Annotated in this window: 16 protein-coding genes, 16 tRNA genes and 1 rRNA gene; 31 read left to right on the top strand and 2 right to left on the bottom strand. The window is 46.8% G+C overall.

From position 1 onward, the window contains the following. The 30 genes from AC6ESP_RS27405 to AC6ESP_RS27260 all read left to right on the top strand — a co-directional run. Positions 1 to 107 (top strand): 23S ribosomal RNA (locus tag AC6ESP_RS27405); the annotation flags it as partial. A 73-nt stretch (positions 108 to 180) separates the two neighbouring features. Next, a tRNA-Asn gene (locus tag AC6ESP_RS27400) sits at positions 181 to 256 on the top strand. Between the two features lie 3 nt (positions 257 to 259). Further along, a tRNA-Ser gene (locus AC6ESP_RS27395) sits at positions 260 to 350 on the top strand. A gap of 32 nt (positions 351 to 382) precedes the next feature. After that, positions 383 to 457: transfer RNA gene (locus tag AC6ESP_RS27390), tRNA-Glu, on the top strand. A 69-nt stretch (positions 458 to 526) separates the two neighbouring features. Next, a tRNA-Val gene (locus AC6ESP_RS27385) sits at positions 527 to 602 on the top strand. 17 nt (positions 603 to 619) lie between these two features. Beyond that, a tRNA-Met gene (locus tag AC6ESP_RS27380) sits at positions 620 to 696 on the top strand. Positions 697 to 729: 33 nt separating this feature from the next. Continuing rightward, a tRNA-Asp gene (locus AC6ESP_RS27375) sits at positions 730 to 806 on the top strand. A gap of 13 nt (positions 807 to 819) precedes the next feature. Next, positions 820 to 895, top strand: a tRNA-Phe gene (locus AC6ESP_RS27370). A gap of 34 nt (positions 896 to 929) precedes the next feature. Then, positions 930 to 1005: transfer RNA gene (locus AC6ESP_RS27365), tRNA-Thr, on the top strand. A gap of 5 nt (positions 1006 to 1010) precedes the next feature. Beyond that, positions 1011 to 1094: transfer RNA gene (locus tag AC6ESP_RS27360), tRNA-Tyr, on the top strand. Positions 1095 to 1101: 7 nt separating this feature from the next. Continuing rightward, a tRNA-Trp gene (locus AC6ESP_RS27355) sits at positions 1102 to 1175 on the top strand. Positions 1176 to 1197: 22 nt separating this feature from the next. After that, positions 1198 to 1273: transfer RNA gene (locus AC6ESP_RS27350), tRNA-His, on the top strand. A 30-nt stretch (positions 1274 to 1303) separates the two neighbouring features. After that, a tRNA-Gln gene (locus AC6ESP_RS27345) sits at positions 1304 to 1378 on the top strand. A gap of 6 nt (positions 1379 to 1384) precedes the next feature. Beyond that, positions 1385 to 1459: transfer RNA gene (locus AC6ESP_RS27340), tRNA-Gly, on the top strand. 7 nt (positions 1460 to 1466) lie between these two features. Then, positions 1467 to 1540, top strand: a tRNA-Cys gene (locus AC6ESP_RS27335). A 13-nt stretch (positions 1541 to 1553) separates the two neighbouring features. Beyond that, positions 1554 to 1630: transfer RNA gene (locus tag AC6ESP_RS27330), tRNA-Arg, on the top strand. A gap of 12 nt (positions 1631 to 1642) precedes the next feature. Continuing rightward, positions 1643 to 1724, top strand: a tRNA-Leu gene (locus tag AC6ESP_RS27325). A 197-nt stretch (positions 1725 to 1921) separates the two neighbouring features. Continuing rightward, the gene (locus AC6ESP_RS27320; protein ID WP_497099928.1) at positions 1922 to 3679 is read left to right on the top strand and encodes a sensor histidine kinase; all 1758 of its coding nucleotides are present in this window, start codon (positions 1922 to 1924) and stop codon (positions 3677 to 3679) included. Then, positions 3672 to 5285: a response regulator gene (locus AC6ESP_RS27315; RefSeq protein WP_497099927.1), complete on the top strand. Its 1614-nt coding sequence runs from the start codon at positions 3672 to 3674 to the stop codon at positions 5283 to 5285. The genes AC6ESP_RS27320 and AC6ESP_RS27315 overlap by 8 nt, the downstream gene beginning before the upstream one ends. Further along, the gene (locus AC6ESP_RS27310) at positions 5282 to 5554 is read left to right on the top strand and encodes a hypothetical protein (protein ID WP_497099926.1); all 273 of its coding nucleotides are present in this window, start codon (positions 5282 to 5284) and stop codon (positions 5552 to 5554) included. The genes AC6ESP_RS27315 and AC6ESP_RS27310 overlap by 4 nt, the downstream gene beginning before the upstream one ends. Continuing rightward, a complete protein-coding gene (locus AC6ESP_RS27305) occupies positions 5517 to 6386 on the top strand; it encodes an ABC transporter permease (protein ID WP_497099925.1) in 870 nt (289 codons plus the stop codon). The genes AC6ESP_RS27310 and AC6ESP_RS27305 overlap by 38 nt, the downstream gene beginning before the upstream one ends. An 11-nt stretch (positions 6387 to 6397) precedes the next feature. Beyond that, the gene (locus tag AC6ESP_RS27300; RefSeq protein ID WP_497099924.1) at positions 6398 to 7330 is read left to right on the top strand and encodes a carbohydrate ABC transporter permease; all 933 of its coding nucleotides are present in this window, start codon (positions 6398 to 6400) and stop codon (positions 7328 to 7330) included. A 109-nt stretch (positions 7331 to 7439) separates the two neighbouring features. Beyond that, positions 7440 to 8984, top strand: coding sequence for an ABC transporter substrate-binding protein (locus AC6ESP_RS27295; protein ID WP_497099923.1), 1545 nt, complete (start codon positions 7440 to 7442; stop codon positions 8982 to 8984). Between the two features lie 130 nt (positions 8985 to 9114). After that, positions 9115 to 10662, top strand: a complete 1548-nt coding sequence (locus AC6ESP_RS27290) for an ABC transporter substrate-binding protein (protein WP_497099922.1) — start codon at positions 9115 to 9117, stop codon at positions 10660 to 10662. Positions 10663 to 10913: 251 nt separating this feature from the next. Beyond that, entirely contained in the window at positions 10914 to 11210 is a 297-nt protein-coding gene (locus tag AC6ESP_RS27285) for a LiaF transmembrane domain-containing protein (RefSeq protein WP_497099921.1), read from the top strand. A 27-nt stretch (positions 11211 to 11237) separates the two neighbouring features. Beyond that, complete coding sequence (locus AC6ESP_RS27280) at positions 11238 to 11924, top strand: PspA/IM30 family protein (protein WP_497099920.1); 687 nt, start codon at positions 11238 to 11240, stop codon at positions 11922 to 11924. Next, positions 11921 to 12424, top strand: a complete 504-nt coding sequence (locus AC6ESP_RS27275; RefSeq protein ID WP_497099919.1) for a PspC domain-containing protein — start codon at positions 11921 to 11923, stop codon at positions 12422 to 12424. Before AC6ESP_RS27280 ends, AC6ESP_RS27275 begins: the two co-directional genes overlap by 4 nt. Before the next feature lies 1 nt (position 12425). Next, positions 12426 to 13118 (top strand): PspA/IM30 family protein, encoded by a 693-nt coding sequence (locus AC6ESP_RS27270; RefSeq protein ID WP_497099918.1) that lies wholly within the window; start codon positions 12426 to 12428, stop codon positions 13116 to 13118. Between the two features lie 79 nt (positions 13119 to 13197). Then, on the top strand, positions 13198 to 14178 hold the full coding sequence (locus AC6ESP_RS27265; RefSeq protein ID WP_497099917.1) for a sensor histidine kinase: 981 nt from the start codon (positions 13198 to 13200) through the stop codon (positions 14176 to 14178). A gap of 40 nt (positions 14179 to 14218) precedes the next feature. Further along, positions 14219 to 14887, top strand: a complete 669-nt coding sequence (locus AC6ESP_RS27260) for a response regulator (protein WP_497099915.1) — start codon at positions 14219 to 14221, stop codon at positions 14885 to 14887. Between the two features lie 166 nt (positions 14888 to 15053). Here the strand turns inward: AC6ESP_RS27260 and AC6ESP_RS27255 are convergent, their stop codons facing one another. Both AC6ESP_RS27255 and AC6ESP_RS27250 read right to left on the bottom strand, forming a co-directional pair. Continuing rightward, positions 15054 to 15734 (bottom strand): hypothetical protein, encoded by a 681-nt coding sequence (locus AC6ESP_RS27255; RefSeq protein ID WP_497099914.1) that lies wholly within the window; start codon positions 15732 to 15734, stop codon positions 15054 to 15056. Between the two features lie 86 nt (positions 15735 to 15820). Further along, complete coding sequence (locus tag AC6ESP_RS27250; protein WP_497099913.1) at positions 15821 to 16189, bottom strand: hypothetical protein; 369 nt, start codon at positions 16187 to 16189, stop codon at positions 15821 to 15823. A gap of 247 nt (positions 16190 to 16436) precedes the next feature. Between AC6ESP_RS27250 and AC6ESP_RS27245 the strand changes: the two genes are divergently transcribed. Continuing rightward, complete coding sequence (locus AC6ESP_RS27245; protein WP_497099912.1) at positions 16437 to 17234, top strand: YwmB family TATA-box binding protein; 798 nt, start codon at positions 16437 to 16439, stop codon at positions 17232 to 17234. Positions 17235 to 17334: the final 100 nt, after the last annotated feature.

The following is a 17334-nucleotide window of genomic DNA, read 5'->3' as shown; positions in this document are numbered from 1 at the left end:
TTCCCAATTAGTAAGACCCCTTGAAGACGACGAGGTTGATAGGTTCGGGGTGGAAGCGCAGCAATGCGTGCAGCTGACGAATACTAATCGGTCGAGGGCTTATCCTAACTAACTAAAGGTGTTCATTCTAATCTTTCGCATCCAGTTTTCAAGGCGCAATACGCTTTGAGTAAGTTATATTCCCTGATAGCTCAGTTGGTAGAGCACTCGACTGTTAATCGAGTTGTCACAGGTTCGAGTCCTGTTCGGGGAGCCATATAGAGAGGTGTCCGAGTGGTCGAAGGAGCACGATTGGAAATCGTGTAGGCTCTAACCGGGTCTCGAGGGTTCGAATCCCTTCCTCTCTGCCATATTACCTTACAATGGTAATGAATATTAAGATGGCCCGTTGGTCAAGCGGTTAAGACACCTCCCTTTCACGGAGGTAACAGGGGTTCGATTCCCCTACGGGTCACCATTTATTTAAAAAAAGCTTGCAAAGAAATTCAAGATATGATATATTATAAAAGTCGTTCAACGATAATATGGAGGCTTAGCTCAGCTGGGAGAGCATCTGCCTTACAAGCAGAGGGTCGGGGGTTCGATCCCCTCAGCCTCCACCATATACCTTTTATAATGACGCGGGGTGGAGCAGCCCGGTAGCTCGTCGGGCTCATAACCCGAAGGCCGCAGGTTCAAATCCTGCCCCCGCAACCAAATTACCTTCGGACTTATCCGAGAATATGATGTGGAGCTGTGGTGTAGAGGCCTAACATGCCTGCCTGTCACGCAGGAGACCGCGGGTTCGAATCCCGTCAGCTCCGCCATTATCAAACATCAGGCTCGGTAGCTCAGTCGGTAGAGCAGAGGACTGAAAATCCTCGTGTCGGCGGTTCGATTCCGTCCCGAGCCACCATTTTTAAATGCTGTAAGATGTACCAACTCAATATGCCGGTGTAGCTCAGTTGGTAGAGCAACTGACTTGTAATCAGTAGGTCGGGGGTTCGAATCCTCTCGCCGGCACCATATGTGGAGGGCTAGTGAAGTGGCTAAACACGGCAGACTGTAAATCTGCTCCTTCGGGTTCGGTGGTTCGAATCCATCGCCCTCCACCATTAACTTAGGGGCATAGTTTAAAGGTAGAACAAAGGTCTCCAAAACCTTTGGTGTGGGTTCAATTCCTGCTGCCCCTGCCAGAAATAACTTAATAGCAGTATGGCGGTCGTGGCGAAGTGGTTAACGCATCGGTTTGTGGATCCGACATTCGGGGGTTCAATTCCCCTCGATCGCCCCATATTTACTAACTATGAATGAAACAAATTGTTGGGGATTAGCCAAGCGGTAAGGCAACGGACTTTGACTCCGTCATTCTCAGGTTCGATCCCTGAATCCCCAGCCATTATATGCGGAAGTGGCTCAGCGGTAGAGCATCGCCTTGCCAAGGCGAGGGTCGCGGGTTCGATTCCCGTCTTCCGCTCCATTATTGTGGCGCCATAGCCAAGTGGTAAGGCAGAGCTCTGCAAAAGCTCTACCCCCAGTTCGAGTCTGGGTGGCGCCTCCACAATCTCATATTTGTGCCCTTAGCTCAGCTGGATAGAGCGTTTGACTACGAATCAAAAGGTCAGGAGTTCGAATCTCTTAGGGCACGCCATATTTACTAAATGCCGGTGTGGCGGAATGGCAGACGCGCGCGACTCAAAATCGTGAGGGAAACCGTGGAGGTTCGAGTCCTCTCACCGGCACCATAAATACTAACACAAAACTTGAAGAGTAATCTTCAAGTTTTTTTTATTTTAAGCGATAACCCTATAACAAGGAAGCCGTCCAAAGCTCTTGAGATTAGAAATAATCTTAAGAGATTTTTTTATTTTTTCATATTAAGAAAACGCTTTAAATGGTAGAATGGTACAATTATAAGAAGAGATTCCGGGAGGAAGACGCTGTGAGGTTCGTCCAGTCGATTAGATCACGTCTTGTTATTGGTTTTATGGTCGTCATGCTTCCTATTGTTGTGTATATGCTTGTGAACAATATGTACTCTAGAGATTTAGTGCGTGATAAGGTATCTGAAACTTATCAGAATACCCTCGATATATTCGTCGGGCAGACAGACAACAATCTGGCGCAGATCAATAATTACTTGTATAAGATGTCCGTCATGGACTCTGATGTGGGGCTGTTAATGTCTTTTCCCCAGGATAGTGATGCTTATACACTGACAAAGATCAGAATTGATGGCAAGCTTAATCGAGATGTAGGTGTCTATAATATGATTGACTCTGTATTTCTATATCACAGTAACGATATTATATTCGGCACGAACAGCATATACAACGATACTAGGGAGATCATTCAGACCCATATGGAGCAGATGACGACAGAGCAGAATCTGGCTCAGAACAATCAGGAAATTTGGGAGGTTAGATCGGATGACCGGATGCTAGGGAAGTACTTCCTAATTAATTTTATACAAGTATCGGAGGATCTTTATATTGGCGCCATCATCAAGGTAAAGGAGCTTAATGCCATGTTGTCGGTGCAGTGGAGTGATGGCGATATTGGCCATAGTGAAATCTATCTTAGGCAGGGGGATCAGCTATTGCATTCCTTGTCCGAGAACGCGGCACTTGTTGCGCCAACACAGCAGACATCATCGATACAGCTCTATGATACAGTAACTGAAAGCGATACAGGCTCCGCTTATATGGTTATGAATCGCATGAGCGACATGGCGAATATTGCTTACCGAGTTATGATACCGGAGAAGACGCTGCTGCGTGATTTATTATTTTTCCGTAATGCGGCAATGCTCGCCCCAATAGGCTTTCTAGTGATCTTGCTTATCTACTTGGTGTTTATGCGGAATATGCTGTTCAAGCCGCTACAGGAGCTCATTGTAGGGATGAAGAAGATATCGCTTGGTATGCTCGATGTCCGATTGAAGACGGGGAAATCACTGGAATTCGTATTTCTAGGTAACACCTTCAACAAGATGGCTGAGCAGATCAAAACGCTGAAGATCGACGTCTATGAGGAGCAGCTGCGAGTGAAGCAGGGTGAACTGAAGCAGCTGCAGGGACAAATTAATCCGCATTTCTATATGAACAGCTTGAATATCATATATAATCTCGCAGCGCTGGGTGATACGGATTCAGTAAAGGTGATGTCTCTCCATCTAGCTGATTATTTCCGTTTTATTATGACTGCTAACCGGGATATGATTACGCTTGGCGAGGAACTGAACCATATTAGCAATTATATTACGATTCAAAAAATGCGGTTTCCGGATAAGCTAGAATTCATCTTTGACGGGCCTGACAGCTTGCGCAGCTACCCTATTGCCGCTCTGACGGTTCAGCCGTTCGTCGAGAATTCGATCATACATGGATTTAAGAATCGGAGACAGCTGTTCCATATCCATATAACAGGAGAAATCATCGATACAGAAGGCTTCATTCTGACGATTACAGATAATGGTGTAGGCTTCACAGAGGATGTGCTTGCCAAGCTTGCGAGCAAGGAGCCCTTGCAGCAGGGCGAATCAAGCAGGCTTGGCATTATGAATGTCATCCATCGGCTTCAACTGCTCTATGGTGAGAAAGTGTCTATTCAGTTCAGCAATATGGCTGAGGGCAGCAGCGGCGCAGTCGTACGTATTGCTTTTCCATTGCCAATAGAAGGGGAGAAGTCGAATGTATAATCTACTAGTCGTAGATGATGAAGAGATTGCAATTCGGGGTATTGTAAAAGGTATCGATTGGCAGGATCTGCCGATATCCGGTATTTATACAGCGTATGATGCCGAAGAGGCAAGAGCCTTGCTGTCCGAGCATACGATTCATATTATTATCTCTGATATCGATATGCCGATTCAGAGCGGCATTGATTTATTGGAATGGGTGAACACGTATTCCTCCTCGAGTGTGACCATTTTCTTAACCGGTCATGCTGACTTCAAATATGCGCAGCAGGCCGTACAGCTGGACTGCTTCGAATACTTATTAAAGCCGATTGATCATAGTGTGCTCAAAGCTTGTGTGAATGAAGCAATAGACAAAGTAAGAGAGCTGGAGAGGCTTGCCGAGATTAAGAGTACTTATGACATTTATTACGAGCAGTGGAAAAAACAGCAGCCAGTCTTGATTGAACGATTCTGGCAGGATGTTCTTCATTACAGGGTATCTGTAGCTCCGCAGCAGCTGAATGCAGCATTGTCCACCTATGGCATCCCGCTGCAGGCTGATCAGATGCTTCGCACGGTGCTCATCAGTATTGAGCAGTGGCGGGAGGAATGGTCCGCTCGTGACGAGGAGATCATGACCTACGGTGTTAAGAATGCAGCTGAGGAGCTGCTGCTGCAAGATGAGCCGGGCATTGTGATACAGGATGGCAGCGGAATCTTATATGCACTCTTTTATGAGATACCAGGTCAAGAGGGAATTGGTGATTCAGTACTAGCGGGGAGATGTCAATCCTTCATTGAGCAATGCAGAGCTATGCTGCACTGTCAGCTGTCCTGCTACATTGGGGAGATGGCAGAGGTTCAGCAAATCCGCACCTCTGTCCAAGGGCTGCTAGAGCTGGAGCGAATGAATGTGAGCGGTACATGTACTGTACTGAAGGAGAAAGAGCATAGCAAAAAGCTCGTGAGCCATGTCGCTCCGCAAATCGACTTCTCTGAATGGCTGCTGCTGCTCGAGTCTGGTAAGCGGATAGAGCTGTCGCTGCGAATAGACGAATGCTTCGACCACATGCAGGAGCAAAGGATCGATTATACATCTTTGTCCTCTTTTTATTTTGGCTATATGAATATGCTCTTCCAATGGTTCCATAAAAAGACGGTGACGATAACAGATGTGTTCACGAAAGGAGAATGGGAGGTACCGGAGACTAGTCTCAAATCTCTCACTCGGATGCGAAGCTGGACGCATCAGCTAAGTAATGAGCTTATGGAGTACGCAGGCAAACATGGGAAAGATGTATCACAGGTTGTGGAGAAAATTAAGCGTTACATGGAGGAGCATATGGGAGAGGAGTTCAGCCGCGAGCAAGCAGCAGAAGCCGTCTATCTCAATCCAGCTTATCTATCCCGACTGTTCCGCAAAGAAACGGGCTGCTCGCTTACCGATTATTTGGTTAAGCTGCGAATAGCGAAGGCCAGAGCAGATCTGGAGAAGACGAATAACCGGATTAGTGACATTGCTGCTGCTGTTGGTTATTCGAACTTCTCTCATTTCTCCAAGCTGTTCAAGAAGGGAACAGGGCTGACTCCTCAAGAATACCGCAAGAAATTTCAAAGTGTATGATTAGAAGTCACATGACCGTTAATGCGGTCACGGCGCCGACAGTAGTCGGCGTCTTTTTTGATTACAATAATAAGCAAGATCAGACAGTCAAGAGGATAGAGATGGAGAAGGAGGAGGAAGGCGATGGCGAAGCATACATCGGAAGCGGCATCAATGGCCTACGTTCCGCAGCCGAAATTACGCAAACGCTCTCAACTGAAAATTTTCAAAACATATTGGATGTTCTACATCATGATGCTGCCGGCTATCGCGTTGTTGTTATTCAATAACTACATCCCGATGTTCGGAATTATCATAGCTTTCAAGAACATTAACTATGCGGATGGAATATGGGGCAGTGCATGGAGCGGGCTAACGAACTTTGAGTATTTGTTCAAAACCTCAGATGCTTGGATCATTACCCGGAACACACTGCTGTACAATTCCTTGTTTATCGTACTGAACTTGGTTTTCCCGCTGGCCTTCGCCATTATGCTCAATGAGATCAAGAACAAATTCCTTGCGAAGTTCCACCAGACGGTTATGTTTCTACCTTACTTTCTATCAATGGTCGTTATTAGCTACCTCGTATTCGGCTTCCTAAGCGAAGAGCACGGCTACTTGAACACAAGTCTGCTGCCCGCTCTTGGACTGGAGAAGGTACAATGGTACTTCACGCAAAATGTATGGCCATTCATTCTACCGATCGTCAATACGTGGAAAAGCATGGGGTACTACACCGTCATCTATATGGCTGCCATTATCGGAATCGATGATGAGTATTATGAAGCGGCCACAATCGACGGCGCAAGCAAATGGAAGCAGATCACCGGAATTACGATCCCGCTCATTACACCTATTATTACGATAATGACGCTGCTGCAGATTGGCCGGATTTTCAACGCAGATTTCGGGCTATTCTTCCAGGTCCCAAGAGAGTCAGGGCTTCTGTTCCCAGTAACGAACGTAATAGACACCTACGTCTATCGAACCTTCCTAACGGTTGGAGACATCGGACTTTCATCCGCGGCAGGGCTGCTGCAGTCTATCGTAGGCTTTACACTGGTGTTCCTATCTAACTGGGTTGTCAGACGTCTGAACAAAGAAAACGCATTATTCTAGGAGGTGAGCCTATGGAAGCAGTCAGGACAATATCATCGGGATCCAACCCGAAAAACCAAATGCCGTTCGCGGCTTCTCTAGGAATCCATATTTTCTTCATTCTCTATTCATTGATGTGTATTATTCCGCTCGTTCTAATCGTGATGGTATCGATAACGGATGAGAGCACAGTCGTTCGTGAGGGCTATCAATTCATTCCATCCCAATTAAGCTTCGGCGCGTATGAGTTCCTATTCGCAGATGCTACACAAATCTTTCGATCATATAGTATCTCGATAATTGTGACCGTTGTTGGTACCTTACTGAGCTTGGTCATTATGGCTCTGTATGCTTATCCGATATCGAGACCGGATTTCCCTCATGGCAAGTTCTTCACTTTCTTCGTGTTCTTCACGATGCTGTTCTCTGGTGGCCTTGTGCCTTGGTATCTGGTGTATGTGCAGGTGCTGGACTTGAAGGATACGTTAGCCTCACTTATTCTGCCGCTGATGGTAGCTGCCTTCTTCGTTCTCATCATGCGTACGTTCTTCCAGACGACAATACCGGCAGCGGTATTGGAATCAGCCAAAATCGATGGCGCCGGAGAAATGCGGATTTTTGCCAAAATCGTGCTTCCGCTCTCCCTCCCTGTGCTTGCGACGGTTGCGCTGTTCCAGACACTGACGTATTGGAATGATTGGTTCCTCAGTCTCGTGTTCATCACGAAGGATTCCAACATTACGGTTCAATACCTGATGTACAAAACGATGCTCAACATTCAGTTTCTTGCCAATAACAGTACAGCTTCACAGGCGATTATCGCAGCGGGGGGCAAATTCACCTTCCCTAGTGAAACGGTACGTATGGCGATGGTTGTAGTCGGTATTGGGCCCATTATATTCGCTTATCCGTTCTTCCAGAAATATTTTGTCAAAGGGCTGACGGTTGGAGCCGTTAAAGGCTGAGCCGCAGCGAAGCTGCAAGCGATCCGAGCGCTCTATGAGTTAGGCTGTAGCCGGCAGCAATGCCGGTTTAGCATAAATAAACCATTTATTTAAGGGAGGTTCACCGGGAATGAAGCAGATCAAACAAAGAACATCTATGCTTCTTATGGTCATGATGGCCGTCGTATTGCTCGTGTCTGCATGCTCAAGCAATGGGGGTAATAACAATGAACCGGCGACAGAAGGCAATACAGCTACAAATGCTCCGACTACGGAAGCAACAGAGGCACCGGAGCCTGAATTGAAGCCTTATACCATTTCTCTCGTATACCCAGGAACACCGCAAGAGGATGAGAAGAAGGTAGAAGAAGCGCTGAATAAGCTGCTGACTGCCAAAATCAATGCAACGATTGATCTCATGCCGATCGACTGGGGTGCTTGGGATGATAAAATCAACCTGATGATTGCATCTCGTGAGGAAGTAGATATTATTTTTACCGCACAATGGAATGGTCACGCTAAGAACGTAGGAAAAGGCGCATTCATCGAGCTTGGCGCGTTGCTTGATAATTACGGTCAAGGCATTAAGGATTCACTTGATCCTGCCTTCCTAGAAGGAGCCAAAATCGCTGGCAAGAACTATGGCGTTCCTACGAATAAGGAGCTTGCATCCGCAGGCGGTATCGTATATCGCAAAGATGTAACGGATGAGCTGGGCATTGATATGAGCAATGTGAAAACTCCTGCGGATCTGGATGCCGTATATGCCGTTGTCAAAGAGAAGAGACCAGATCTAGTTCCGTTGTACACGACTGGTGCTGTATTCAACTCTCACTTCTTCGCTAACTATGACTTCCTTGGTGATTCAACGATTCCAGGTGCTATCCTCAAAGATGCTGATGCAACTGTAGTTACACAAGTTGAGCATATGGATCGCTATAAGGAATATTTGAACCTTGCTCGTGATTTCTTCAAGAAGGGTTACATTAATGCAGATGCTTCTACAACACAAGTTGCTTCTGCTGACGCTTGGAAAGCAGGCAAAGTATTCTCAACAGTAGAACCGATGAAGCCAGGTAAGGATTCCGAAATTGCAAGCGCATCCAATCTAACTGGCAAGCTGGCTCAGATTATTATGACAGAGAAGACGGTAGCAACCTCAGAAACTGCGGGCTCCATGCTCGGGATTTCCTCAACCTCCAAAGATCCGGATCGTGCGATGATGCTGATCAACCTTCTGCATACCGATAAAGAAATCAACAACCTGCTTAACTTCGGAATCGAGGGCGATCACTATACACGCAGTGGAGAGATCATTACTGCATCAGCTAATACTCCGAAATACAATCCTGGCTCCGCTTGGATGTTCGGCAGCCAGTTCCTGAACTATGTATGGAATACGGAAGATCCGGAGAAGTGGGCGAAATTCTTAGAGTTCAATCAGAACGCTATCGTGTCCCCAGCACTCGGCTTCGTATTCGACAGTGAGCCTGTAAAAGCGGAAGTAGGCGCAATCGCTAACGTTATCAAGCAATATCAGCGGGCACTGGAAACAGGAGCTGTTGACATTGATAAAGTGCTTGCAGAGTATGATTCGAAGCTGAAGGCGGCAGGTGTAGAAAAAGTCGTCGCAGAGAAGCAGAAGCAATACGATGCATTCTTGGCAAGCAAATAACAGCACTGCAATGGAAAAAGGCCGCGTCAGCTATTGACGCGGTTTTTTTGTGCTTGCATTTTCATTCTTATTATTTACAATTAAACTAACTTATACAATTAATTGATAATCCATTAGGAGGCTTCCGAGCATGAATCGAACGAGCGGCCGTTTTTTTCGTGTGTGGATCGCTATCGCTATTTGTCTATTGATACTGAGTGGTTGCTATGGCCGAGATGAGGTAACGAATATGCCAAATAACGCAGAAGCTGTGGACGATAATGGAAGCGCTTCAATACAGGTGGATATGAATGAGCTGAAGCCCTACACGATTAAGTTCGTTTATGTAGGCTCACCTCAGCTGGATGAACAAAAGATTGAAGCAGCAATGAGCGACTATCTGATGAAGACAATAAACGCTCGAATCGATCTCGTTCCAATCGATTGGGGCCCGTGGGACGACAAAATTAATCTGATGATTGCATCGCGGGAAAAAGTAGATATTATATTCACAGCGCAGTGGACGAAGCATTCGGCGAATGTCGCCAAAGGGGCATTCTTGGAGCTGGATGAGCTTCTGGAGATCTATGGACAGGGCATATTGCAGTCACTGAACCCTATGATTCTCGCTGGTTCTCAGATTAATGGGAAAAACTATGGCATACCGACGAATAAGGAGTTTGCTGCACAGGGAGGAATTGTATACCGTTCCGATATTGCAGAGGAGCTTGGTATTGATATGTCGAAGGTTCATACGATTCTTGATCTGGATGCTGTATACAAAGTCATACTGGAGAAGAAGCCGGGTATGATCCCCATCTATATGAAGCTGGGAGAAACCTTTAATACGCATTACATTGGCAACTATGATGCCCTTGGTGACACCTCGATACCAGGAATTATACTGAAGGATGCTGATGATACGATTGTAAGGCCTACTTATGAGACGCAGAGGTATTTAGAGACGCTTAGAATTACACGGGATTTCTATAAGAAGAAGTATATTAACAGTGATGCAGCAACGAATCAGACAATGAACAATGATGCCCTGATGTCAGGAAAAGTATTCTCGGTAACATCAGCACTGAAGCCGGGAAAATATGCAGAGCTAGCCAATCAGACTGGCTTGAATGGGAAGCTTGCTCAGGTGGAGCTGAATACGAAGACAACGGCTACCTCAGAGACTGCAGGCGCGATGCTCGGTATATCCTCAACATCGGATGACCCGGCTAGAGCAATGATGTTCATTAACCTGCTGCATACGGACCCCTATCTGAACAATTTGCTTAACTTCGGCATTGAGGGTGAGCATTATGTGAAGGTTAATGATGAGGTCATTAAGAGCACAGAGAAAACAAGCCAATATAACCCCGGAACCAACTGGATGTTCGGCAATCAATTTCTTAATTATGTGTGGGATACAGAGGACCCTGACAAGTGGGATAAATTCAGAGCGTTCAATGAAGATACGAAAGTATCTCCAGGGCTTGGCTTCATATTCAATGGGGATTCCGTTAAGGCGGAGATGGCTGCTGTGGTCAATGTCGATCGTCAATATTTGACAGCGCTTGAGACGGGGTCTGTAGATATTGATCAGGTGCTGCCGGAATATATGGATAGGCTCAAGTCTGCTGGCATTGACAAGATTATAGCGGAGAAGCAGCGGCAATTCGATTTGTTTTTGAAAAATAAACGTTGAGAATGCGGCTTAGAGATGAACGTCTTCCAGCCTAATGAGGAAGGCGTTCTTTCTTGTGCTTAGACGCTCTATTACTCAGGGATGGGAGCGTCACTCGACCTAAGTCTAGTACATAAACCGCCGCAAGTCCGTTTTAGAAAGTACTGAAAAGATCTACAATAGGTACATAAGCAAGAAACGCAAGCAGCAAGCCTTAAACAACGGGAAACAACGGGCAACCAAATAAAAGATAAAAGGCGGTGGTTATTGAGATGGAAGTTAAAAAGGTGTTAGGCATCGTGTTAGCGGTCATAGGAAGTATTATTGTTCTCAACTTTTTCGGCATACATCTAGGCAACCTGGTCGGACTCTTGTTCGGATCCATTCTAGTAGGGTTGGGTATTGTAGGCTGGAACAATAATAAGAAATGGCTCGGCGGTATTATCGTCGTTATCGGCGGATTCATAATACTCGGCAACATTACAGGAATTATTAAGCTGGCTATCGTGATTGCATTGATCGTGTTCGGTATATCGCTATTCAAAAAACGCAGCAATCGCGGTTACTAATGAAAATTGGAGCTAGGAGGATATGATATGAGCATAATGCGGCGAGTTCGCGACATTACAGTCGCAACATTGAATGAAAGGCTAGAGAAAGCAGAAGATCCGGTTCGCCTGATCGATCAATTTCTCTGGTCAACAAGAGAAGATATTATTCAAGCAGAGAAGCTATACCAACAGTATGCCGGACATAGCAATCACCTGAAGGCGCAGTGGCTGCAGGCTGAGCAGCAGAAGGAGAAACGCGAGCAGCAGGCGTTGACCGCCCTTAAGGCAGGCGAAGAGCAGTTAGCACGAATTGCACTACATGAGAAAGCAGCAAGCGAGGAACGCTCGATTCAATATCGCGAGCTGTACGAACAGAGCAGACAAAATACACTGGATCTAGAAGAGCAGCTTAGACAAATGCGCAGTGAATATCAGAGTGTATACGATAAACGTGAATATTACTCGGCACGGATGGAGTCGCTTAGACTACAGCAGCGGATGAATTCTCGGTATGCTTCAGGACTTGGGGAGCAGGGTGCTCAGCCAGGAACGATGTTCAGAAAGCTAGAAGACCGCATTAGCGATATGGAACTGGAAGCGAAGAGCTTACAGGATCTGCGCCGGATGGGAAAGGAATTCGTGTCTGAAGCAGGCAATACTGTACAATCCGTTATCGAACGAGAATTAGAACAGCTGAAACGGAAGCTGGAGAAAGAAGGTTGGACCTCTTGAAAAAACTGTACCGATCGACACGCGATAAAAAGCTGTTCGGATTATGCGGTGGATTAGCAGAGATGATCAACGTTGATGCGACACTATTGCGTATTCTGCTAATCGTGGCAGCGATCTTCACAAGTGGATTTGTAATCCCCGTGTATATCATAGCAGGATTGGTTGTACCGAAAGAACCGCCATACTATAACGGCTTTGGTCCAGGCCCCGGCCCTGGCGCAGGTGCAAACTTCGGTGGAGGCTTCGGAAGCAACAGCTTTGGCGGAGGCTTCAACAATGGCAGCGGATTCGGAGGCCAGCAAGGCTTCGGTTCTGGGTACGGTGGACCATATAAGAATCCACCGCAAGGACAGTGGGGCAGCAACGGACAGACTGCTGGATCTCAGCAAGCCTCATCGCAGTTCGATAGCATGATGGATGATTTGGAGAAGAAGGCACTGCGTAAAGAAAATGAAGAGCTTCGAGCTAAACTAGCTAAATACGAGAAGGGAGAGATTTAAGATGGGAATTTTCAAAAGAATGAAGGATATGACGAAGGCCTCGGTGAATGAGGTATTGGATAAAATGGAGGATCCGGTTGTTATGCTGAATCAATATCTGCGTGACATGGAATCGGAAATTCATCAAGCTGAAGTGACGGTAGCTAAGCAAATGGCAAATGAACGTCGTCTGAAGCAGCGCCTGGAAGAAGCGGTACGCAGCACGAATGATCGTGAGACCAAGGCAGAAGCTGCCCTTCGCGCAGGTCAAGAGGAGCTGGCTCGCAAGCTGCTGGAAGAGAAGTTGTATTTTGACCAGAAGGCTACAGAATACAATGGTCTATACGCTCAAGCGAAAGCACAGGCTGAGGAATTGATGCAGCAGCTGCACACGATGAAGGATGAGTTCTACCAGCTTCGCAACAAGCGTAATGAGCTTGCATCTCGTGCACAAGTAGCCAAAGCACAAAAACAAATGGCTACAATTACTTCCAACCATACGATTGATAATGGTTCGGCCTCAAGAGGCTTCCACCGTATGGAGGAGAAAATAATTCAACTTGAAGCAGAAGCGGATGTTCTTCGCACTCCTTATTCCTACACAGGCAGCCCGGCAGCAACAAGCTTCAGCGCGGCTGATATGGAGAAGAAGCTTAAGGTTGATGAGCAGCTCGAAGCATTGAAGAGCAAGCTGAACAAAACGACAGAGGAATAAACAAGTAGAATGGATAGAGCGGATCGGACACTTGTGTCCGGTCTGCTCTTCCCTGCTTGCAGGCGAAGGAGTGTAACGGATGGCAGAAGGGAAGCCGCCTGGACAAGTCAATAGAGCAGATCGTCGTAAAAATATAACCGAAACGATATTGTGGCTGCTCATTATCGTCAGTTTATTTGTTATTGTGCTGCAGGGCATTGGTTATGTGGAGCTGTTCACTCTGCAAGGGAAGTGGGCCGCCATTGGGCTCGCCGTCATTGGAGGGGCGCTGGCAGCCGCCGCGTTAGCGGGATATTTGCAAAACTCTAAGCTCAAAGCTTCTTTGCAGAGACTAAGTGAGCAGCAACGTAAGCGGAACTATCGGGTTACATTCAATACAAGCGACGATCAGCGGGAGTCCCAATCAGAGCAGGAGCAGAGTGATGCAATCTGGACGGAGAAAGTGAAATTCTCTGCCGTAATTGAAGAACGGCAACGTCTTGCCAGAGAGCTTCACGATGCTGTAAGTCAGCAGTTGTTCGCTATATCGATGACAGCAACGGCTGTAGGCAGGACGATCGAGAAGGACTGGGAGAGAGCCCGCAGGCAGGTATCCCTTATTGAAGAAATGGCATCAGTAGCCCAGTCGGAGATGCGTGCACTTCTGCTGCACTTGCGGCCAGTTCATCTGGATGGAAAAAACCTTGCACTTGCATTAGCAGCCCTTGTTGATGAGCTGAAGCAAAAGGTTCCGATGAGTATTGAGCTGGAGCTCGATGATACGATCGTGATGAAGCCTGAGGCGGAGGACCATCTGTTCCGAATTGCACAAGAGGCATTATCCAATACGCTGCGGCATTCAAAAGCAGACAGTATGCAAATAAAGTTGCAACGTTCTGGGAATGAAGCGCGTATGGTATTGAAGGACAGTGGAGTTGGATTCGACCTAGAAGCGAAGAAGCAAACCTCCTATGGTCTGCTTACAATGGAGGAGCGGGTAAATGAGCTGGGAGGCTCTTTACATATGTACTCTAAGCCTGGAGAAGGCACTCTTATTGATATTAAAGTACCTATAGAATAACGAAATTGGATTGTGATCCATTCGAAAGCGGTGAAAAGTAGTGGAGCCGATAGTACAATCAGAACCACGTATTAAAGTATTGCTGGTTGATGATCATGAGATGGTGCGGATCGGACTTGCCGCCGTTCTGGATACGGAGGATGGCATTGAAGTAGTCGGAGAAGCAAGCAACGGCTATGAGGGTATTCGATTAGCTCAGGCTTATAAGCCTGATGTTGTGTTGATGGATCTCGTCATGGATGGTATGGACGGAGTAGAGACGACAGCCAAGCTGCTTGAGCTTTATCCAGATTGTAAGGTTATCGTATTGACCAGCTATCTGGACGATAGCAAGCTCTATCCTGTAATTGAAGCGGGAGCATTCAGCTATTTGCTCAAAACCTCCCGTGCCAATGAAATTGCGGATGCCATTCGAGCAGCAGCTCGCGGCCAATCCGTACTGGAGTCACAGGTTGCGGCTAAGATGATGAACAGATTGCGTCAGCCTAAGCAGCCTCAGCAGGCAGCCCTGCATGATGATCTGACTGAGCGCGAGATGGATGTGCTTAAGCGGGTTGCGCAGGGGATGTCCAATCAGGAAATCGCGGATGAGCTCTATATCGGAGTGAAAACAGTGAAGTTCCATATTACGAATATTTTCAATAAGCTGGGTGTGGATGATCGTACTCAAGCAGCGATATATGCACATAAGCAAGGGATTGCAGAATAACCAATATAAGCAAAGCACCGGTAGAGCCGTAACGTTGAGGCTTCCGGTGCTTTTTTGTGATTATATGGATGTGTTGTCGTCACAACGTGACAAAGTTGGCTAAGCTGCTATGTGGACTAGGGCAGTTAGGGGGATAGAGTGCGGCTGGGTTTTTTGGTAAAATGAGTTAAAGCTTCTGATTGAGAATCCATCCGCTTGAAGGGAATGGCCAGTACGTTTGCATCGTATGGTAGTACGCTGTATAGGGTTGTAGCAGCGAGATGTCCTGGCGAAGCACATCAATGCTACTACTCTCATTGGAGTGGGCTAAGGCAAGCTGAAGGGAAGAGAGTAAGCCGCTTGAACCCAGGAGCTGCTGGTATAGAGGTTGCTTCTTAGTAGGCTGGTCATGAATGGCAGCTGCAGCAATCTCGGTATCAAGGGCCCAGCAATCAGCAGCAGGATGCTGCTGGATACCGATGAGCTCAGCAGCGGAATGCCGCATAGCTTGCTCGATCCTATCCCATATATTCCGGTTAATATAAGCGGACAAGCTATGATAGGTATCATGTAATTGATTCATGGCAGCAACCAGGGCTTCAAGCTGATGCAACAGGTTGTCAGGTGAATAGTCCTTCTGCATGGAGTGCTCGATGTACCTTACAGCTGCTTGGGCTTGTCTGCACGCTGTAATCCATTCGGCTGCATGATGGGCTGCCTGACGATAGGGAGTATTCCAGTCGAATCCAGAATCAGGAGGCAGCTGCGGCTCTCCATCCCGGTAAGGGTATGCTCCGTAGGGCGTGACGGCTTGAACAGGAGTCAAGGTGATCGTGCGTTCGGTTCTTCTCACAGGAGAGATTGGCAAGGTAACTACCTCCTTCAGATGGGCTAAGCATACAATAAGTTAAGTGCAAAGACTAGCGAACCTTGTCGCAGTCTGCGAACTTTGAATCAAATGAGCAGGAATAGAAAAGCGATTAGCGCAAGATCTAGGCCGAGTACGCCTCCGAACGGAAAGAATGGTCCAGGTCCGTAGTAGTTAGGATCGTATGGATAAGACTGGGTTTGAGCATCAGGTTGTTTGGTTTCTTTGGCTTTGACCTTTTTGCCTTTTTTGTTCTTGGCGCTCTTCTGCTGTACCTTCATCACTTCTGCCTCAGAGCCGTGGCTGACGCCTGATTCTCCATTCAACGTCACTCTACCGCTACCGCAATGGCTAAGGACACCGACATGGCGAGTTCCGTCGAACATTACAACACAGACGGGCAAGCCGCAGAACCTCTGAATATTCTCTTCATGTAAAGGATATATTTGTTCCATTATTTACCCTCCTAAAGATTTTATGAAACAAAAGGCGCAGCTTTGTGGAGTAAAATCACTTCGGAAGCAAAGACCTAGATTTTATGAAACAAAAGGCGCAGCTTTGTGGAGTAAAATCACTTCGGAAGCAAAGGTGTGGGCTTTTGCTACCAGTATATTCACCTAGAGGGCTATAGGTATGGTCATTCACCCATATTCTTTGGCGGAATGCAACGATAATCCGAATTCCTCGTGAGGAGGCAGAGGTATGGCTAATCCTGCTAAGCCTAATAGTGAGCTCCGACGTCGCAGCCGTATAGGCATTATTCTGGCTGTGCTCGTACTTCTCTTAGGAGGCGCATGGGCATTGGCTAACAGAGAGCAGTTGACACAAATCCCCCGTCTCGATAAGGCGGCCACAAGTGCGATGCAGCATGATATAGAGGCATTATGGCAATGGAATGATAAGGTCTACGCAGGTGGAGCGGGTGAAGCAATGTGGACCTTCCGATGGGATGTATCAGGCAGCAGGACTTCGCTTGACCAATTGGCGATACTGCTTTTTACGGATGAAAATACAGCTGATGAGGGCAGGTTATATAATGAGGGGGGCAATCCATTGTCGAAGGAGCTGATGGGAGGAATACTCTCGTATCATTCCATAAGCACGGACTCCTCTGAGTATAGGGCAATCGTACTTTTTGAGACAAATGAGAGGACGGCTCTTGAGACTCTGCTTGCTCTCAATGGTAAAGTTGAGACGTCGCTTAGGCAGAATAAAATAGCTTATACCGGAAGCATGACCATTCGAGGGCAGACAGAATACGATAATGCAGCAAAGAAGATTGCAGCGCTGGCTGGAGCGAAGCGAATTGATCATTACGATGACGGGGGAACGATCAGCGAAACGTTCTATACGGAACGTCTCTATGCCGTTATTCAGGCGGGAAAAGGTCGACAGGGAAATCTTCAGATCGCGGTTCGTACAGATACCGATACTAGCCAGTTGGATTTAATTGTAGGAAGTCCTCTCATTACAGGGGATTACGCAGCCTCGAGGCTATGAGACAATCAGAATATATATGAAGTCTCATCAGTTTTTTTTATGGTTGAATGAATAGGAATTTAAGGATTAATATGCTAAACTACATAACATGTGAAACTAT

It is taken from the genome of Paenibacillus xinjiangensis (assembly GCF_059686975.1).
This window is presented reverse-complemented; position numbering and strand designations above follow the sequence as displayed.